14 protein-coding genes are annotated in these 14,185 nt (G+C 67.1%); 4 read left to right on the plus strand and 10 right to left on the minus strand.

The window, feature by feature from the left end:
- Positions 1-25: 25 nt before the first annotated feature.
- The gene (locus tag JMF86_RS31245) at positions 26-970 is read right to left on the minus strand and encodes a hypothetical protein (RefSeq protein ID WP_011549072.1); all 945 of its coding nucleotides are present in this window, start codon (positions 968-970) and stop codon (positions 26-28) included.
- Between the two features lie 147 nt (positions 971-1,117).
- Here JMF86_RS31245 and JMF86_RS31250 point away from each other — a divergent pair, with 147 nt between their 5' ends.
- Positions 1,118-1,993, plus strand: coding sequence for a LysR family transcriptional regulator (locus tag JMF86_RS31250; protein ID WP_011549071.1), 876 nt, complete (start codon positions 1,118-1,120; stop codon positions 1,991-1,993).
- A gap of 8 nt (positions 1,994-2,001) precedes the next feature.
- Here the strand turns inward: JMF86_RS31250 and JMF86_RS31255 are convergent, their stop codons facing one another.
- Positions 2,002-3,270 carry an ATP-grasp domain-containing protein gene (locus tag JMF86_RS31255; protein ID WP_054928647.1) on the minus strand — a complete coding sequence of 423 codons (1,269 nt, stop codon included), beginning with the start codon at positions 3,268-3,270 and terminating at the stop codon, positions 2,002-2,004.
- A 52-nt stretch (positions 3,271-3,322) separates the two neighbouring features.
- Positions 3,323-4,774, minus strand: coding sequence for an MFS transporter (locus JMF86_RS31260; protein WP_011549069.1), 1,452 nt, complete (start codon positions 4,772-4,774; stop codon positions 3,323-3,325).
- A gap of 394 nt (positions 4,775-5,168) precedes the next feature.
- On the opposite strand from JMF86_RS31260, the gene JMF86_RS31265 reads away from it, so the two are divergent.
- Complete coding sequence (locus tag JMF86_RS31265) at positions 5,169-6,290, plus strand: TauD/TfdA family dioxygenase (RefSeq protein WP_011549068.1); 1,122 nt, start codon at positions 5,169-5,171, stop codon at positions 6,288-6,290.
- An 86-nt stretch (positions 6,291-6,376) separates the two neighbouring features.
- The gene (locus tag JMF86_RS31270) at positions 6,377-7,318 is read left to right on the plus strand and encodes an ABC transporter substrate-binding protein (RefSeq protein WP_011549067.1); all 942 of its coding nucleotides are present in this window, start codon (positions 6,377-6,379) and stop codon (positions 7,316-7,318) included.
- 72 nt (positions 7,319-7,390) lie between these two features.
- Here the strand turns inward: JMF86_RS31270 and JMF86_RS31275 are convergent, their stop codons facing one another.
- The 7 genes from JMF86_RS31275 to JMF86_RS31305 form a co-directional block, all read right to left on the minus strand.
- Positions 7,391-7,930, minus strand: a complete 540-nt coding sequence (locus JMF86_RS31275; RefSeq protein ID WP_011549066.1) for an AidA/PixA family protein — start codon at positions 7,928-7,930, stop codon at positions 7,391-7,393.
- 65 nt (positions 7,931-7,995) lie between these two features.
- Positions 7,996-8,499, minus strand: a complete 504-nt coding sequence (locus JMF86_RS31280; protein WP_006483191.1) for an inclusion body family protein — start codon at positions 8,497-8,499, stop codon at positions 7,996-7,998.
- A 295-nt stretch (positions 8,500-8,794) separates the two neighbouring features.
- The gene (locus JMF86_RS31285) at positions 8,795-9,178 is read right to left on the minus strand and encodes a GtrA family protein (protein ID WP_011549065.1); all 384 of its coding nucleotides are present in this window, start codon (positions 9,176-9,178) and stop codon (positions 8,795-8,797) included.
- A gap of 12 nt (positions 9,179-9,190) precedes the next feature.
- Positions 9,191-10,234, minus strand: coding sequence for a glycosyltransferase family 2 protein (locus JMF86_RS31290; protein WP_011549064.1), 1,044 nt, complete (start codon positions 10,232-10,234; stop codon positions 9,191-9,193).
- A gap of 24 nt (positions 10,235-10,258) precedes the next feature.
- Positions 10,259-11,638 carry a glycosyltransferase family 87 protein gene (locus tag JMF86_RS31295; RefSeq protein WP_011549063.1) on the minus strand — a complete coding sequence of 460 codons (1,380 nt, stop codon included), beginning with the start codon at positions 11,636-11,638 and terminating at the stop codon, positions 10,259-10,261.
- Entirely contained in the window at positions 11,635-12,873 is a 1,239-nt protein-coding gene (locus JMF86_RS31300; RefSeq protein WP_011549062.1) for a glycosyltransferase family 87 protein, read from the minus strand. Before JMF86_RS31300 ends, JMF86_RS31295 begins: the two co-directional genes overlap by 4 nt.
- A gap of 536 nt (positions 12,874-13,409) precedes the next feature.
- Positions 13,410-13,751, minus strand: coding sequence for a hypothetical protein (locus JMF86_RS31305; RefSeq protein WP_125381216.1), 342 nt, complete (start codon positions 13,749-13,751; stop codon positions 13,410-13,412).
- Between the two features lie 171 nt (positions 13,752-13,922).
- Here JMF86_RS31305 and JMF86_RS31310 point away from each other — a divergent pair, with 171 nt between their 5' ends.
- Positions 13,923-14,114 (plus strand): Flp family type IVb pilin, encoded by a 192-nt coding sequence (locus tag JMF86_RS31310; RefSeq protein WP_011549060.1) that lies wholly within the window; start codon positions 13,923-13,925, stop codon positions 14,112-14,114.
- Positions 14,115-14,185: the final 71 nt, after the last annotated feature.

A 14,185-nucleotide genomic window follows, 5' to 3' on the forward strand; every position in this document is an offset into this window, starting at 1 on the left:
ATCGAGGGCGGAAGGGGGAAGCCGGCTAGCGTGCGCGCCGGCGCAGGCGCTGCGCCTCGAGGCGCGGCAGCAGATGCTGGACGACGCGCGGCAGCGTATAGATCGGCAACTGCGCGCACGCGAACACGAGCGTCATGGTCGGTGTCGCGGCCAGTCCGAGCGCGGCCCACATCAGCCCGACGTTGCGATTGGCGACGATCAGCGCGACGTTCAGGCGCGTGCGGACGTCGCCGGGCGTGAGCCCGTACGCGACGAGCTGAAAACCCGCGTTGACGACGAACGCGAGGGCGATCGCGGTCAACGCGCGGTGCGGGGCATCGATGATCGACTGCTGCATGCCGGCCATCGTGCCGAGCGCGAATATGAGCAGCGCGACGACGACGACGGCGTCGATCGGTGTCGCATGGCGCGCGAGCCGTGCGCCCGCAAAGCGCCGCACGAGCAGCGCGACGCCCTCGGCGCTGCCGATCAGCAGCGCGAGCCGCAGCGCGAGGCTCGACGGCGAGATCGACACCGCCGCGTCGTGGCTGAACCAGGCGGTCAGCAGCGGCGCGGTCAGCGGCACGAACACCATCGACGCGAGGGTCGCGACGAGCGCGACACTGGCGTCGAGCGACAGCATCCGCGCGATCGTCGACGTGCCGCTCGACGGCGGCGCGCAGTAGGCGATCACCAGTGCCACGACCCAGTCGTACGGCAGGCCGGCGAGCCGCGCGGCGATGCCGAGCGCGACCGGGCACGCGATCATCGTCATCGCGGGCAGCAGCAGCGACACCGCGGGCCGTCGCGCGACCGCGCGCACGGCGCTCGGTTCGACGCGCAGCAGCGTGCCGAGCACGAACACGAACACGGTAACGGGCATCAGCGGCCGCGCGAGCGCCGCGAGTGGCGGCACCAGCAGCCCGAGGCCGACGCCGCACGCGAGCACGGTCGGACCGCGCCGCACCAGCGCGGCGATCAGTGCACGCACGGACGAACCTCGGGCGGGCGGCGAACGGACGTAAAGCCGGAGCAGGCAGCAGATGGCATGCGGATTCCTCGGAACATGCCCTAGGCTAATCCGGATGATGGGCGAAGTAAAATGATATAAACTGAATCAGTAACAAGAGAAATCGATATGAACATCCCTCTGCTCGAAACTTTCCGGGCCGTCGTGCAGGAAGGCAGCGCGTTGCGTGCGGCCGAACGGCTCGGCTGCACGCAATCGAACGTCACCGCGCGGCTGCGTCAGCTCGAGGAGTCGCTGGACGCGCCGCTGTTCGACCGGCACGGCAAGCGGCTGGTGCTGAACGATGCCGGGCGCCGGCTGATTCCGTATTGCGATCGCATCCTGCGCCTCGTCGACGAGGCGACGCAGGTGGTGCGCGAAACGCCGGTTGCCCGCAGCTTCCGGCTCGGTTCGATGGAAAGCACGGCCGCCACGCGGCTGCCGGCGCTGGCCGCCGCGCTGAAGGAACGCGATCCGGCGCTCGGCCTCGCGGTGCAGATCGGCAGCGAGCCGGATCTGGCCGAGGCGCTGCTGCGCGGCCGGATCGACGCGGCGCTGACCGCACGGGCGGTGGTCCGGCCCGGGTTGCGTTACGAGCCCGCGTTCGCGGAAGACATGGTGCTGGTGAGCGCGGCGACCGTCACGCGCCGGCAACTGCTGGCCGACAACACGGTGCGCTTGCTCGCGTTTCACGATGGCTGCCCGTATCGCGCGGTCGCGGAGCACTGGCTGAAGGCGCGCGGCATCGCGATCGAATCGGTGTCGTCGTTCGGCACGTTCGGCGCGATCCTCGGCTGCGTGGCGGCCGGGATGGGCGTCGCGATCCTGCCGAAGCGGATCACGACCGAACATGTGGCGCGCAAGGAAGTGCGCACGCATGCGTTCGACGATCTCGACAGCGTGACCACCTACCTCGTCACGCCCGACGAAGCGCCTGCCTTGCCCGAGCTCGACGCGTTGCGCGCGGTGCTCGGCCGGCAGGCGGGGGCGCTGCTCGCGCGCTGATACACGCCCTAGGCCGGCGCAACCGCGCCTTCGTCCGCGAAGAAATCGGCCTCGATCTCGCGAATCCGCCGGCAATCCTCGAGCAGCCGCTCGAAGGTCGGGCTGTACAGGCCGACCGTGCCGAGCGCGGTCTGCAGGTCGGTGGTCACGCGCAGCGTGTCGCCGACCTTGATCCACTGCTTGAGCCCGACGAACGACGGCAGCGCCTGGATCGCCTGCCACGTGAAATCCTGCCGCAGCACGCCGTTGCGCGACGACAGCAGCAGCACGTGCCCGCAGTACCCGCGAAAATCCGTCGGCGCGGTGACGTCGCCGAACAGCCGCTCCGGATGCAGCACCGCTTCGACGGCGGCCGACACGTGATTCTCGCCGCTGACCGCACTCGTCAGCCGCGGATCGAGGCTGCCGTGCAGCCGGGCGTTCAGCTCGACGATCGTCGGGCCGTCGGCCGTATCGAACAGCTCCAGGTGGGTCGGCCCGAAACGCACGTCGAGCGCGTCGAGCACGTCGGCCGCGTAGTCGAGCAGCGGGGCGTAGCGCGGGTCGGCGTGGTTCAGCACCAGCATCTTGTCGAGCCGCGGCGCGTGCGTGCGGTCGCGATGCACTTCCCACAGGCTGACCACGCGGTGCCGGCCTTCGAACGATACCGAGTCGACGATGTATTCCTGCCCCTCGGAATAGCTCTGGATCACGATGTCGTCGTTCGGCTGGTTGTACAGCGAACGGGTGGCCAGCACGTCGCGCGCGGCGGCCTCGACCTGCGCGAGCGTCCGGCAGATCTTCACGCCGGCCACGCCCGCGCTGCGCGCCGGCTTCACGACGAGCGGCAGCGTGCCGTGCGCGCGTGCCCAATCGAGCGCCTCATCGACCGACGTGCTGTGAAAGTGCGCCGGCGCGCGCAGCCCGGCCTGGCGAATGCGTTCGTTCATCGCGAACTTGTCGCGCCGCGCGGCGGAGGTCGCGAGCGGGTTGCGTGACGGCACGTCGAGCCGCTCGGCCAGCGTGTCGGCCAGCTCCAGCGCCGCATCGAGGCCGTGCAGCACGGCGCCGATCCGCAGATCGCTCAGTTGCGCGAGTGTCGCGTCGATGTCGCCGCGATGCTGGACCTGGCGGATGTAGTCGGATGGCACGAACTGGTTCCGGTAGATTTCCGGCAGATCGGGGTCGCTGATCACATGCGCGCAACGAATGCCGTATGCACGAAACGCGGGGGCCAGGTAGGCGGCGGTCGACGCGCCGTCGACGATCAGGACGGTATCGATGAAGCGATGCTGCATGGATTCCTCGCTCGGATGGGGATCGGTTGAAGGAGGTCGGGCGACGGCGCGCTCAGGCCCGCGTGCCGGTAGCGGATGCGTCGCGGGGCCAGCGTACCGCCAGCACGACACAGATCGCGACGAGCACGGCCGCGATGACAAACGCACGTGCCGCACCGGCCACGATTGCCGCGCCCTGGCCGGCGACCAGCGCGCCGAGTGCCGCGACGCCGATCGCGGCGCCCACCTGGCGCGCGGTATTGAGGATCGCGGACGCGGTGCCCGAACGGCCGGCCTCGACGCTGCCGAGCATCGTCGACGTCAGCGCGGGAATCGCGATGCCGCCGCCGATCGCCATCGCCGCGAGCCCGGGCGCCAACAGCAGGTACGGTGTGTGCGCGGCGAGCGTTTGCCACAGCCACACGTAGCCGGCGAGCGAGACGGCGAGGCCGATGATGACGGTCGCGCGGAAGCCGTAGCGGACCGCGAGCCGCGCGCTTGCGATGTTGGCGAGCATGATGATCGTGAGCGGCGCGAGCGCGAGCCCCGATTCGGTCGCCGTGAAGCCGCACGCGTTCTGGAAATAGACGCTGAGCGAGAAGATCAGCCCGTAGAACGCCGCATTCGTGACCGCGCCGATCGCGAGCACGCCCGGCACGCGCGGGAGCCGGAACAACGCGAGCTGCAGCATCGGCGCGGCCACGCGCCGTTCGATCGCGACGAACAACACGCCGAGTACGGCTGACGCGATCAGCGCGCCGGCCGCATACGGGTCACCCAACCCATGCGCGCCGGCCCGGATGATCCCGCCCGTCAGCAGCCCGAGCACGAGCACCGCGACGAACTGGCCGGCCGGATCGAACAGCCGCGTGCGCGCGGCGGCCGAATCCCGCACGTGGCGCAGCGTGAGCCACAGTCCGAGCGCGCAGATCGGCAGGTTGATGAAGAAGATCGCGCGCCAGCCGAGCGAATCGATCAGCAGGCCGCCGAGCGTCGGCCCGGCCGCGCTGATCGCGCCGCCCGTCGCGCTCCACCACGCGACGGCTCGCACGCGGGCGGCGGCATCGTTGGCGCAGGCATGGGTGATGAGCGCGAGCGACGTGGGCAGGATCATCGCGGCGCCGACGCCCTGCGCGACCCGCGCGGCGACCAGCGTGACCAGCGACGGCGCGAGCGCGCAACCGAGCGACGCGAGCAGGAACAGCGCAAGGCCGTACGCGAACAGCCGGCGGCTGCCGAAGCGGTCGGCCAGCGTGCCGGAGGTCAGCAGCAGCGCGGCGAACGACAGCGTGTACGCATCGACGATCCACTGCAGCCCGTGGATGCTCGATCCGAACGCGTGGCCGAGGCTCGGAATCGCGACGTTGACGACGGTCACGTCGAGCTGGACGATCGCGAAGCCGAGGCTCGCGGCCGCGACGGTCGGGAAGATCGCGCGCAGCGACGTGCGGCGTGAATCAGCGGCGGCGGTCGGCATGTGGTCGCCGCGGTCGATGCGGTCGAGCGTCGGGGCACGGTCGCTCATCGTGGCTCCCGGGGCGTGCGGCAGGTATGCGGCGGCAGGCGGTATCGATTCATCGGGCGGTTTCCGTATGGCGGATGAAGGAAGCCGGCTGCCCGTCGGGCGCTGGCCGCATCGTCGAATCCGACAGAAAACTAGCATCGACCCGTTGGCGAGTACAAATAATAAGCAGCGATTTTTTAACAAGTATTCGTGTTAAGGGATGACGCCAGGGACGTGAACCGGTTCCGCGCGGATTGCTGAACTTATATCGATAATTTTTGTTTGCAATCGAATTAATATCATTTCGCAATGCAATGACGGTCTCCTAGTCTTGTCGAGCGCTTCGCCCCGAGGACGGCGGAGCGCGGCGGTGTGCCACGCCGCTCTTCGAACCGGATCTTTATACGAGAGACCTATGACCTATCTCGCAGATGCACGCATCGCTTTGACGGCAGCGGAATCCGCTCACATTCGCCAGACGCTCGGCGCGCTGGCCTACGACCCGGCCGGCGGCGCAGGCTATATCAGCGCAGTCCGCAAGCTGGCCTACAACGCGTTTCCCGACCGGATCGTCGACGCATTCGATCGTGCCAAGGCACCGACCGCGGACGCGCACGGCTCGATCGAGATCGACAACCTGCCGATCGACGACGACGTGAAGGGCAGCCCGCGGTTCGAGGAAACCGGCCGCTCGTTCAAGGCCGGCGTGCTGAGCGAGAACGTGCTGGTCGCGTTGAGCACGCTGGCCGGCGAACCCTATTCGATCGCACACGAGGGCCGCGAGCTGGTGAACAACCTGACGCCGCACAAGGCGACCGCGCGCGACTACACGGGCCTCGGCTCGGAGGTCGAGCTCGACTTTCATATCGAGAACGCCGCGCAGGCGCACATGCCGGAAGGCGACACGTCGCCGTTCGCGCTGCTGCTGCTCGGCGTACGCAGCGAGGCCGGCGGCGGCCCGTACACGCGGCTCGCCGATGCGCGCCGTGCGCTGCAACTGCTGTCGCCGGACGACATCGCGCAACTCTACGGCGAGCACTACATCATCCGCGTGCCGTACCGGTGGCGCGGCGCGGCGCCCACGCCGCGCGACAACACCGACCTGAGCGCCGTGCTGTCGGGGCCGCTCGATGCGCCGCGCGTGACGGTCGCGTTCTATCCGGACATGGTGCTGGCGGTCAACACGCGCGCGCAGGAAGCGCTGGCCAACCTGTATCGCGCGGTGCGCGAGGTGTCGTTCGGCGTGCAGGTGTCGCCGGGCAAGCTGGTGCTGATCAACAATCACTTCACGCTGCATTCGCGCGACCGCTTCGATCCTCAGTACGACGAGAACGACCGCGCGTTTCGCTGGGTGCAGCGCGTGTTCGTCGCGCGCAGCCTGTGGAATTTCCGCGCGTTCACGCCGCTGCAGGCGCGTGTGTTCGACCCGAAGGCGCTGTATGCGGGCGAGTCGGTGCAGGCGAGGCAGCCGTCGCCCGTCGTGCAACCGGCGCCGCAACGTGCGGCCGCGGTCGAACTCGAAGCGACGCCTGCGTGATCGACCCGGTGGGGCAGCGGCCGGCGCTGGCCTGCTGCCCGCACTCACTCCAAGCATCCTCGAATAAAAACAGGATTCCACAAGACATGAGCAGACCCGCCTTTGCCGTTACACGCATCGCCCGTGTGCTGGCCGCCGCGCTGATCGCCGGGAGCGCCGTCGCCGCGCACGCTGCATCGTTCGACCTGAGCCCCGAGCAGCCGGCCCGGCAGCGCGGCGCCGTAAACCCGGCCGTCGAGCAGGCGCTGCCGGCCGGCTTCCGGTTCGCCGAAGCGAACACGCTGACGATCGGCATCGCGCCGAACCTGCCGCCGCTCAGCACCTATGCGACCGACGCACGCACGGTGGTCGGCTTCGATCCCGATCTCGCGCAACTGATCGCGGACAGCGTCGGCCGCAAGCTGAAGATCGTGCCGCTCGCGTGGGCCGACTGGCCGCTTGCGCTGCAGTCCGGCAAGGTCGATGCGGTGATTTCGAACGTGACGGTGACCGAGCAGCGCAAGGAGAAGTTCGATTTCTCGACTTACCGGAAGGACCAGCTCGGCTTCTACGTGAAGACCGGCAGCAAGCTGGCCGCGATCCGCGAGCCGAAGGACGTCGCGGGGCTGCGCGTCGTGACCGATTCGGGCACGAACCAGGAAAAGATCCTGCTCGAATGGAACCGGCAGAACGTCGCGCGCGGCCTCGCGCCGGTCGAGATCCAGTATTACGCGGATGCGGCCGAGCGCTGGGTCGCGCTGCAGTCGGGCCGGGTCGACACGATCTTCAGCGTGAATTCGATGCTCGCGTACCAGGCGTCGCTGCGCGGCGATGCGAAACTGATCGGTACCGTCAGCGGCGGCTGGCCGCGCACCGCGGATATCGCGATCACGACCCGCAAGGGCAGCGGCCTCGCCGATCCGCTGACGCTCGCGATCAATGCGCTGATCGCGAACGGCAGCTACCGGAAGGCGCTGGATCACTGGCAACTGGATGCCGAGGCGATCGAGCGCTCGCAGACCAATCCGCCGGGGCTGCCGCGCACCTGACGACGGCACATGGCGAGGTTCGGGCGAACGGCCACTGTTTCACTGCAACGTGAAACGGCGGTTGCGATCCGGCTACGGTTTGACGTCGGGCCGTTTCGTGTCCGGCCGGCTACCGGCGATCTCGATCGTCGTTTCCCAGCGGAAGTAGCCCGATACGGCGCCGTCGCGATCGAGCACGGCGAAATCGGCCGTGCACGTGGTGGTGCCCGGGGCCAGCACCTCGCTGTGCCAGAAATGGTCCTTCATCGGCCGGCACGACGGATGCAGCAGGTCATCGCCGTCCGGCACCGGCGTGGCGGCGTCACGGATTTCCGCTTCGAGCGGCGTGACGATGCCCGCGTCCTTCAGCGCGAACCGGACGAACAGCACGGTGACCTCCGCACGCAGCGCCAGCGCGGTTTCGCGCAGACGAAGCTGGTCGCCCGGCGACAGGCCGGCGAAGAGCCGGTTGTCGTTGTGGCTGACCTGCCCGGCGTCGCCGGGGCTCAACACGTAGATGTGCCGGCCGTCGATCACGGTCGGCACGTCGGCGTCCCGGCTCGCATCGGGGTAGGCCGACAGCAGCGTGACGGCGTCGACGATCGCGAGCGCATCGCAACGAACACCAGACATGAGCACCTCCTCCGCAACAAGGGAGCGGCGCGGGCAGCCGTCGGGCGGCCGCCCGCATGCCGCGATCAGTTATGGATCGAGATGAACGGGTCCCACGAGAAGCAACCCTGGCTCTGGCAATTGCGATCGATGATCTGGAACTGGAAGTGGTAGGTCACGCGGCCGACCTTCAGGCATTCCGACGACCAGTAGTAGTTCGCGACCTTCTGACACGTCGGCACTTCCGGCTTGCTGGTGTTCGGCACCGGGATCGACGCTTCCGCGACCCGCGGCGTCGGCGTCGAGATCAGGTCGTTGCCGACGTTGCCGATGAACTTGTAGAACACCACCTGGTTTTCGAAGCCCAGCGACAGGCTCGTTTCGCGCCAGCGGATCAGGTCGCCGACCTGCGCCTTCAGGTCGAGCTCGCCGCCCGCCTGCCCGGAAATGACGTTGTCCTGGTTGGTCACCATGTAGACGTAGCGCCAGTCGATCAGCGTCGGCGCCGCCGGATTCTTGCTGGGATTCGGATATTTTTTGAGAATGGTTTCGGTATCGAACGAAACGAGCACATCGGTAACGCGTGACATAGAAGCTCCCGTTTGAAGTAATGGGACTTATCGTTGCGCGAATTGCTTCGTGCGGCGGCCATCGCCTTGTGCTGCAAGGCTTTTCGCCGGTATCGACATATGCAGAAGCGACGGCGAATGCAGATTATCCCGTTTGGTTAAACGTGGAAGCTGTAAAGGTAAACAGGTCGATAAAATGATTTATCGAGTTAATTTTAAAATCGGAATCAATCGATTCGATGCGTGACATGAATATCACGAAATTGAATCTGTTAATTGATTGGCCGATGATGTGCGGGGACGGAAGAAGGGGCGCTTACCGGTAGGTCCAGAGCCGGTGCAGCACGAACGTCGTCGGCGGGATCAGCAGCGCGATCGCGACGACGCCCATTGCCCGCGGTGCATCCAGCGCCTCGGCGGCGCGCGCGATGAGCATCGTTTCGACGAACCCGGCGAGCATGACCGCGAGAAAGCGTATCGCGTTGCGGGTGCGCACCGTCGACGAGAAGCTCCACAGCGTATTCGCCAGGTACGAGAATGCGGTGGCGCAGAGGAATGCGATCGCGTTCGCGGTCACCGGCGCCGCATCGAGGCGCGCGAACAGCGCCGTCGCGACCAGCACATGGATCGCGGTCGAGCAGAGCCCGGACACGCCGAAGCGCACGAGCCGCGTGCGCTCGGCCTGGAGCAGTGTGCTCATGGCGAGCGCGGGTCAGCGCGCGCCGATGCGCGCCCGGACCGGCTGCGCGCGCCGGCGAGCCGGCTGCCGGCGTGCGTCGCGCGCGACCGGCAGTTCGATCACCTTGCCGTGCGCCTGGTAGCGGCGGCGGATCAGGTAGACGGGCCGTTGCTTCGATTCGTCGTAGATCCGCCCGACGTATTCGCCGACGACGCCGATTCCGATCAGCTCGATGCCGCCGATGAACAGCGTGACCGAGATCAGCGACGCGTAGCCGAGCACCGGGTTGCCGAACAGCAGCGTGCGCAGGATGATGAACGCGCCGTACACGAACGCGAGCGCCGCGATGCCGACGCCGATGTAGGTCCAGCTGCGCAGCGGCACGGTGCTGAAGCTGGTGATGCCTTCCAGCGCGAAATTCCACAGCTTCCAGCCGGAGAATTTCGAGTGTCCGGCGCTGCGCGGATCGCGCTGGTATTCGACGATCACGGTCTTGTAGCCGACCCACGCGAACAGCCCTTTCATGAAGCGGTGCCGCTCGGGCAGGTTGCGCAGCGCGTTCACGACCTTGCGGTCCATCAACCGGAAATCGCCGACGTTCTCCGGCAGCTTCACGTCCGACAGCAGGTTGTGCACGCGATAGTAGAGCGCGGCGGCGGTGCGCTTCGCGAACGAATCGCACGCGCGGTTGCTGCGTTTCGCCGCGACGACCTCCGCGCCGTCGCGCCAGTGCTCGATCATCACCGGGATCAGGCTCGGCGGGTCCTGCAGGTCGGCGTCGAGCGGGATCACCGCGTCGCCGGCGGCTTCGTCGAGGCCGGCCGTCAGCGCGGCCTCCTTGCCGAAGTTGCGGGTCAGGTCGATCACGCGCACGCGCCGCTCGGCGGCGCCGATCCGGACCAGGCGTTCCAGCGTATCGTCGCGGCTGCCGTCGTTCACGCAGACGATCTCGAAGCGGATCGCATCGATCGCGCTCAGCAACGGAATCACGACGTCGAAGAAGCGCTCGACGGCTTCGCCTTCGTTGTAGAACGGCACGACCAGCGAGACGAGCGGCGTGTAGATGGATTCCCGCATGATGATTCCCCTTGTGATGTCGTCTTACCGGCCGGCGCCGAGCGTCGGGCGGCCGGTGCGGCGCATGCCGTGCGCCGGGCGGTGGTGTGCTCGGGACGGATGGGCGAACCCGGTCTCGGTCGAGGTATCGCGCGCGTCGGGCATCGACGGCACGTCGCGTCGTTCCTGCGCGATCCGGCTGACGAGCAGCGCGAGCGACGCGAGCGTCACGAGCGGCATGAACTGGAACGACAGGTGCGGCACGACCGCGAGGCCCGCGAGCGGCATCGGCCACAGCAGCATCAGCCATTCGCGGTCGAAGCGGCGCCAGCCGCGCGTCAACGCATAGCGCGCGTACCACGCGATCACGATGCCGTACCAGGTCAGGTCGTAGTCGTACAGATAGGGGCTGACGAGCAGGCATGCGCACGCGAGAGTCGCGGCGCGCAGTGCGTACGAGCACGCGCCGCGCCACGCGTAGACGACCGCGATCGCGGCAACCGCCGCCGACAGTAGTTGAAGGCCGCGCGCGACGAGCGCGGGCCAGCCGGCCATCGTCGCGAGCGCGAACAGGGTCGGCATGCGCGCGAGCTGTGCACGGCCGGTGCCGACGATGGCGTAGACGTCGGCGATCACGTGCGCGAACGCGACCCACGGGCCGACGCCGAACGCGAGTGTCGCGAGCAGGGCGCTGACCGCGATCGTCGCGGCCCATGCGGCCAGCGCGCGCCATTGGCCTGCACACAGCAGCGCGAGCGGGAACAGTACCGCAAGCTGCGGCTTCATCGTCAGCAACCCGAAGCAGATCCCGGCGCAGACGGGGCGGCGGTTCAGCGCGAGCAGGCCGACGGCGGCGAGCGTCGCGGTGAAGAGGCTGGTCTGTCCGACGATCACCGTGAGGAATGCGCCGGGGAACGCCAGCGCGCACAGCCACGCGGCATCGCGTTGCACGGTCGCGTGAATCGTTGCAGCGAACAGCGCATACGTGATGCCGAGCCACAGCACCAGCGCCAGCGTGTACGGCAGCCAGCCGAGCGGCAGCACGAGCAGCAGCATCGTCGGCGGATAGAGCCACGGCTGCGTGCCGTTTGCGAGCGTGATCGTCGGAACCGCCGATTTTTCGATCGCGAACAGCGTGGCGTAATGCCACGCGTCGGCGCCGTGCCCGTGCGCGGCGAGCCACGCGGCGCTCCAGATCGGCGAGAAATCGGGAGACAGCGGTTCGAGTACGCCGTGCTTCGACAGGATCACGCGGATCAGGTAGAGGCCGATGAACAGCAGTTCCGTCAGTAGCACGGCGGCCGCATAGACGCGCACGCGGTCGCGATTGAGCCAGTGCGGATGGCGGCGCGGGCCCGCGATCGGGAGTTCAGGATGCACGTCGATGGCGGAATGCGCGTGGCGGGCGAACGAAGGCGCTTTCATTGCTTGCCTCGCGACGCCAGTGCCGTACGACGCACGACGACGAACAGCACCGCGAGCAGCACGACGGGCCCGATCTGCGGCAGCTTCATCAACCGATTGAACATCTCGAAGATCGGCAGCAGCCATGCGATCACGAGGATGCCCTGGTCGCCGGGGAGCCAGCCTTCGTCGAGACCGTGCGCGATCAGACAGAAGATGGCGATGCCGAGCCACGTCAGTTCGTAGTGCCACAGATACGGCGTCGTCAGAAGCGTGGCGACCGCCAGCACCGCGCCGCGCAGGCGCATGTCGTGCGTACGGCGCCACACGCTGACGGCCGCGGCGATCGCGAGCAGCGCGACCGCGGCCTGGGCGGCAAGCGCGGCGGCGACCGGTGCGCCCGCGAGCCGCAGCGCCGCGAACGGCGTCGGCGACGCGAGCCAGTACGACGCGAGCATGAAATGCTGCTCGCGTACCGTCGACATCGCACGAGCCAGCCCGTGCAGCGCGGCCGGGCCGGCCAGGGCGACGCCGGCCGCGGCGAACAGTGTCGCGCTGATCGCCGCGGCCGCGAAGGTGCGCCACGCACGCGTCGCGATCAGCACGAACGGGAACACGACCGCGAGCTGAGGCTTGATCGCGAGCAGCCCGATCAGCACGCCCGCGAGCACCGGACGCTTGCCGAGCAGATGCAGCGCGAGTGCCGCGAGGCCGGCGGTCAGGATGCTGTTCTGACCGAACAGCGCGGACATGCACACCGCCGAATACGCGATGACGACCACCATCGCGGCGCGCGGCACGGGAAGATGCGCACGCAGTCCCGACAACCGCGAGACGGCGAGCGCGTAGCATAAAAGACTGCCCGCGAAAAAGAGGAAGTAAGCGGGCAGGAAAGGCACGAGGGCAACCGGCGCGATGAACAGCAGCATCGTCGGCGGATAGAGCCAGGGAAGCGGCCGGTGTTGGAGAAACGCACCGAAGTGCGCGAACTCGGCCTGCACGAATGACGAAGCGTCGTAGGCCGATGCGGCATGGCCTTGCAACACGAGATGCGATGCGGTCCAGAAGACCGAGAAGTCGGTGCCGGGGCGGGCCGTGGCGTTCGACGTGAAGCCGTTGGTGACGACGCCCCAGACGATCACCAGCGCAGCGAAGAGCATCAGCATGATGCAGCTGTACGGAATGATCCGGTCCGCCGTTAGCCATTGAGCACAGCGTATTGCGCGATCGCGCGTTCCACGATTGGCTGTGTACATGATGCCCCGTCTGTCGTGTGGCCGCGTGGTCTGTCGCAGCCGTTTGATGTTGTCGTGCCTGCGGATCGATCGCTCTGAAATGGCGTTGTCCGTGAATTCATTGTTGAAGAAAAAATCGCGTGATGCAAACCGCGCACGGTCGGCCGACATTGAATGTGTTCAGCGATTCGGGTGAAAACCGCCATTTCTGGTATGAGAAAACGCCATTACCGGGATTCGTGTTTCTGGCCTGAAACATTCCGCGATTTTTACCGGCTGTGCGTGCCGCCGGACCCGCGACGCCCGAGCGGCTCGCGGGGTTCGGGAAAATCCCGAGAAAATTTTTTAGGCCCTTTGTGCAGCGCGGCGACGGCGTTTCATGCCGGCTGCATTCGCCGGCACCGCATATATCAAAGTTGAAACATTTCGGCTGCCGGGCGTTTGACGGGCGGCCGTGTGGATCGCCGGAACCCTTGGTGCGCCTCGATTCCGCCCGGGATGGTCCGCTCTTTGCGTAAGCGTTGGCACGGCAGTCGACGACGTGACGACCGGGCGGTTCAGGCAAACAGCAGAGGAACCGGCTCGCGAATCACCTGCGGAAAAGACGGGCCGGAGCGCGTCGGGGAATACGCCGCTCCAGGTCGATCAACCGCGGCAACCGTCGTCGAACGACCAACGAGACCCGATAGCTTCCGGGCAATAAGAAATCGGCATGGCGGTACATGGGGAATAAAAATGAACGACCACAGCACATCGCGGATCGCAAGCCGCGTTAAAGACACATTGCAGCTTTGCCGGGAGTTCATCTCTCGTTCAACCGAATTCCATGCGTCGAACGGCAGTCGTGCCGTTCCGGTCGCTCGACTCGCCCGGTTCATCCGGCCGGTCGAACCGTACACGCGTCTCTCATGCTCCGTCTCGCCGATATCCGTTCGCACGGACCGGGGTGGTCCACCCCGTTTCCGCGACTGATCGTCGGTTGCCGATTTCCAGAGTAGTGCCGGTGGTGCCAGCCCCCGACGTCCTGACCGACGAAGGGTATTTCATAGCAGTCCGAAAGGAGAGTGCTCATGTCGAGAATCATCGAAAAGATCGCCTGGTTCGTCGAGGATCAGGACGGTGTGACGGCCATCGAATACGGCCTGATCGCCGCGCTGATCGCGATCGGCATCGTCGGTGCGCTGACGACGGTCGGTACGGATCTGAAGACCGTCTTCAACACGGTCGCCGACGATCTGGATTCGGTCGTAGCAGCCATTTGACGAACGGTACGACGAACGACCCTCCGGATTGTTCGTCGGCACCACACGGCATCAACAACCTGCCTCGACGT

Source organism: Burkholderia sp. E168m15 (assembly GCF_016586105.1).
Classification (GTDB): domain Bacteria; phylum Pseudomonadota; class Gammaproteobacteria; order Burkholderiales; family Burkholderiaceae; genus Burkholderia; species Burkholderia orbicola.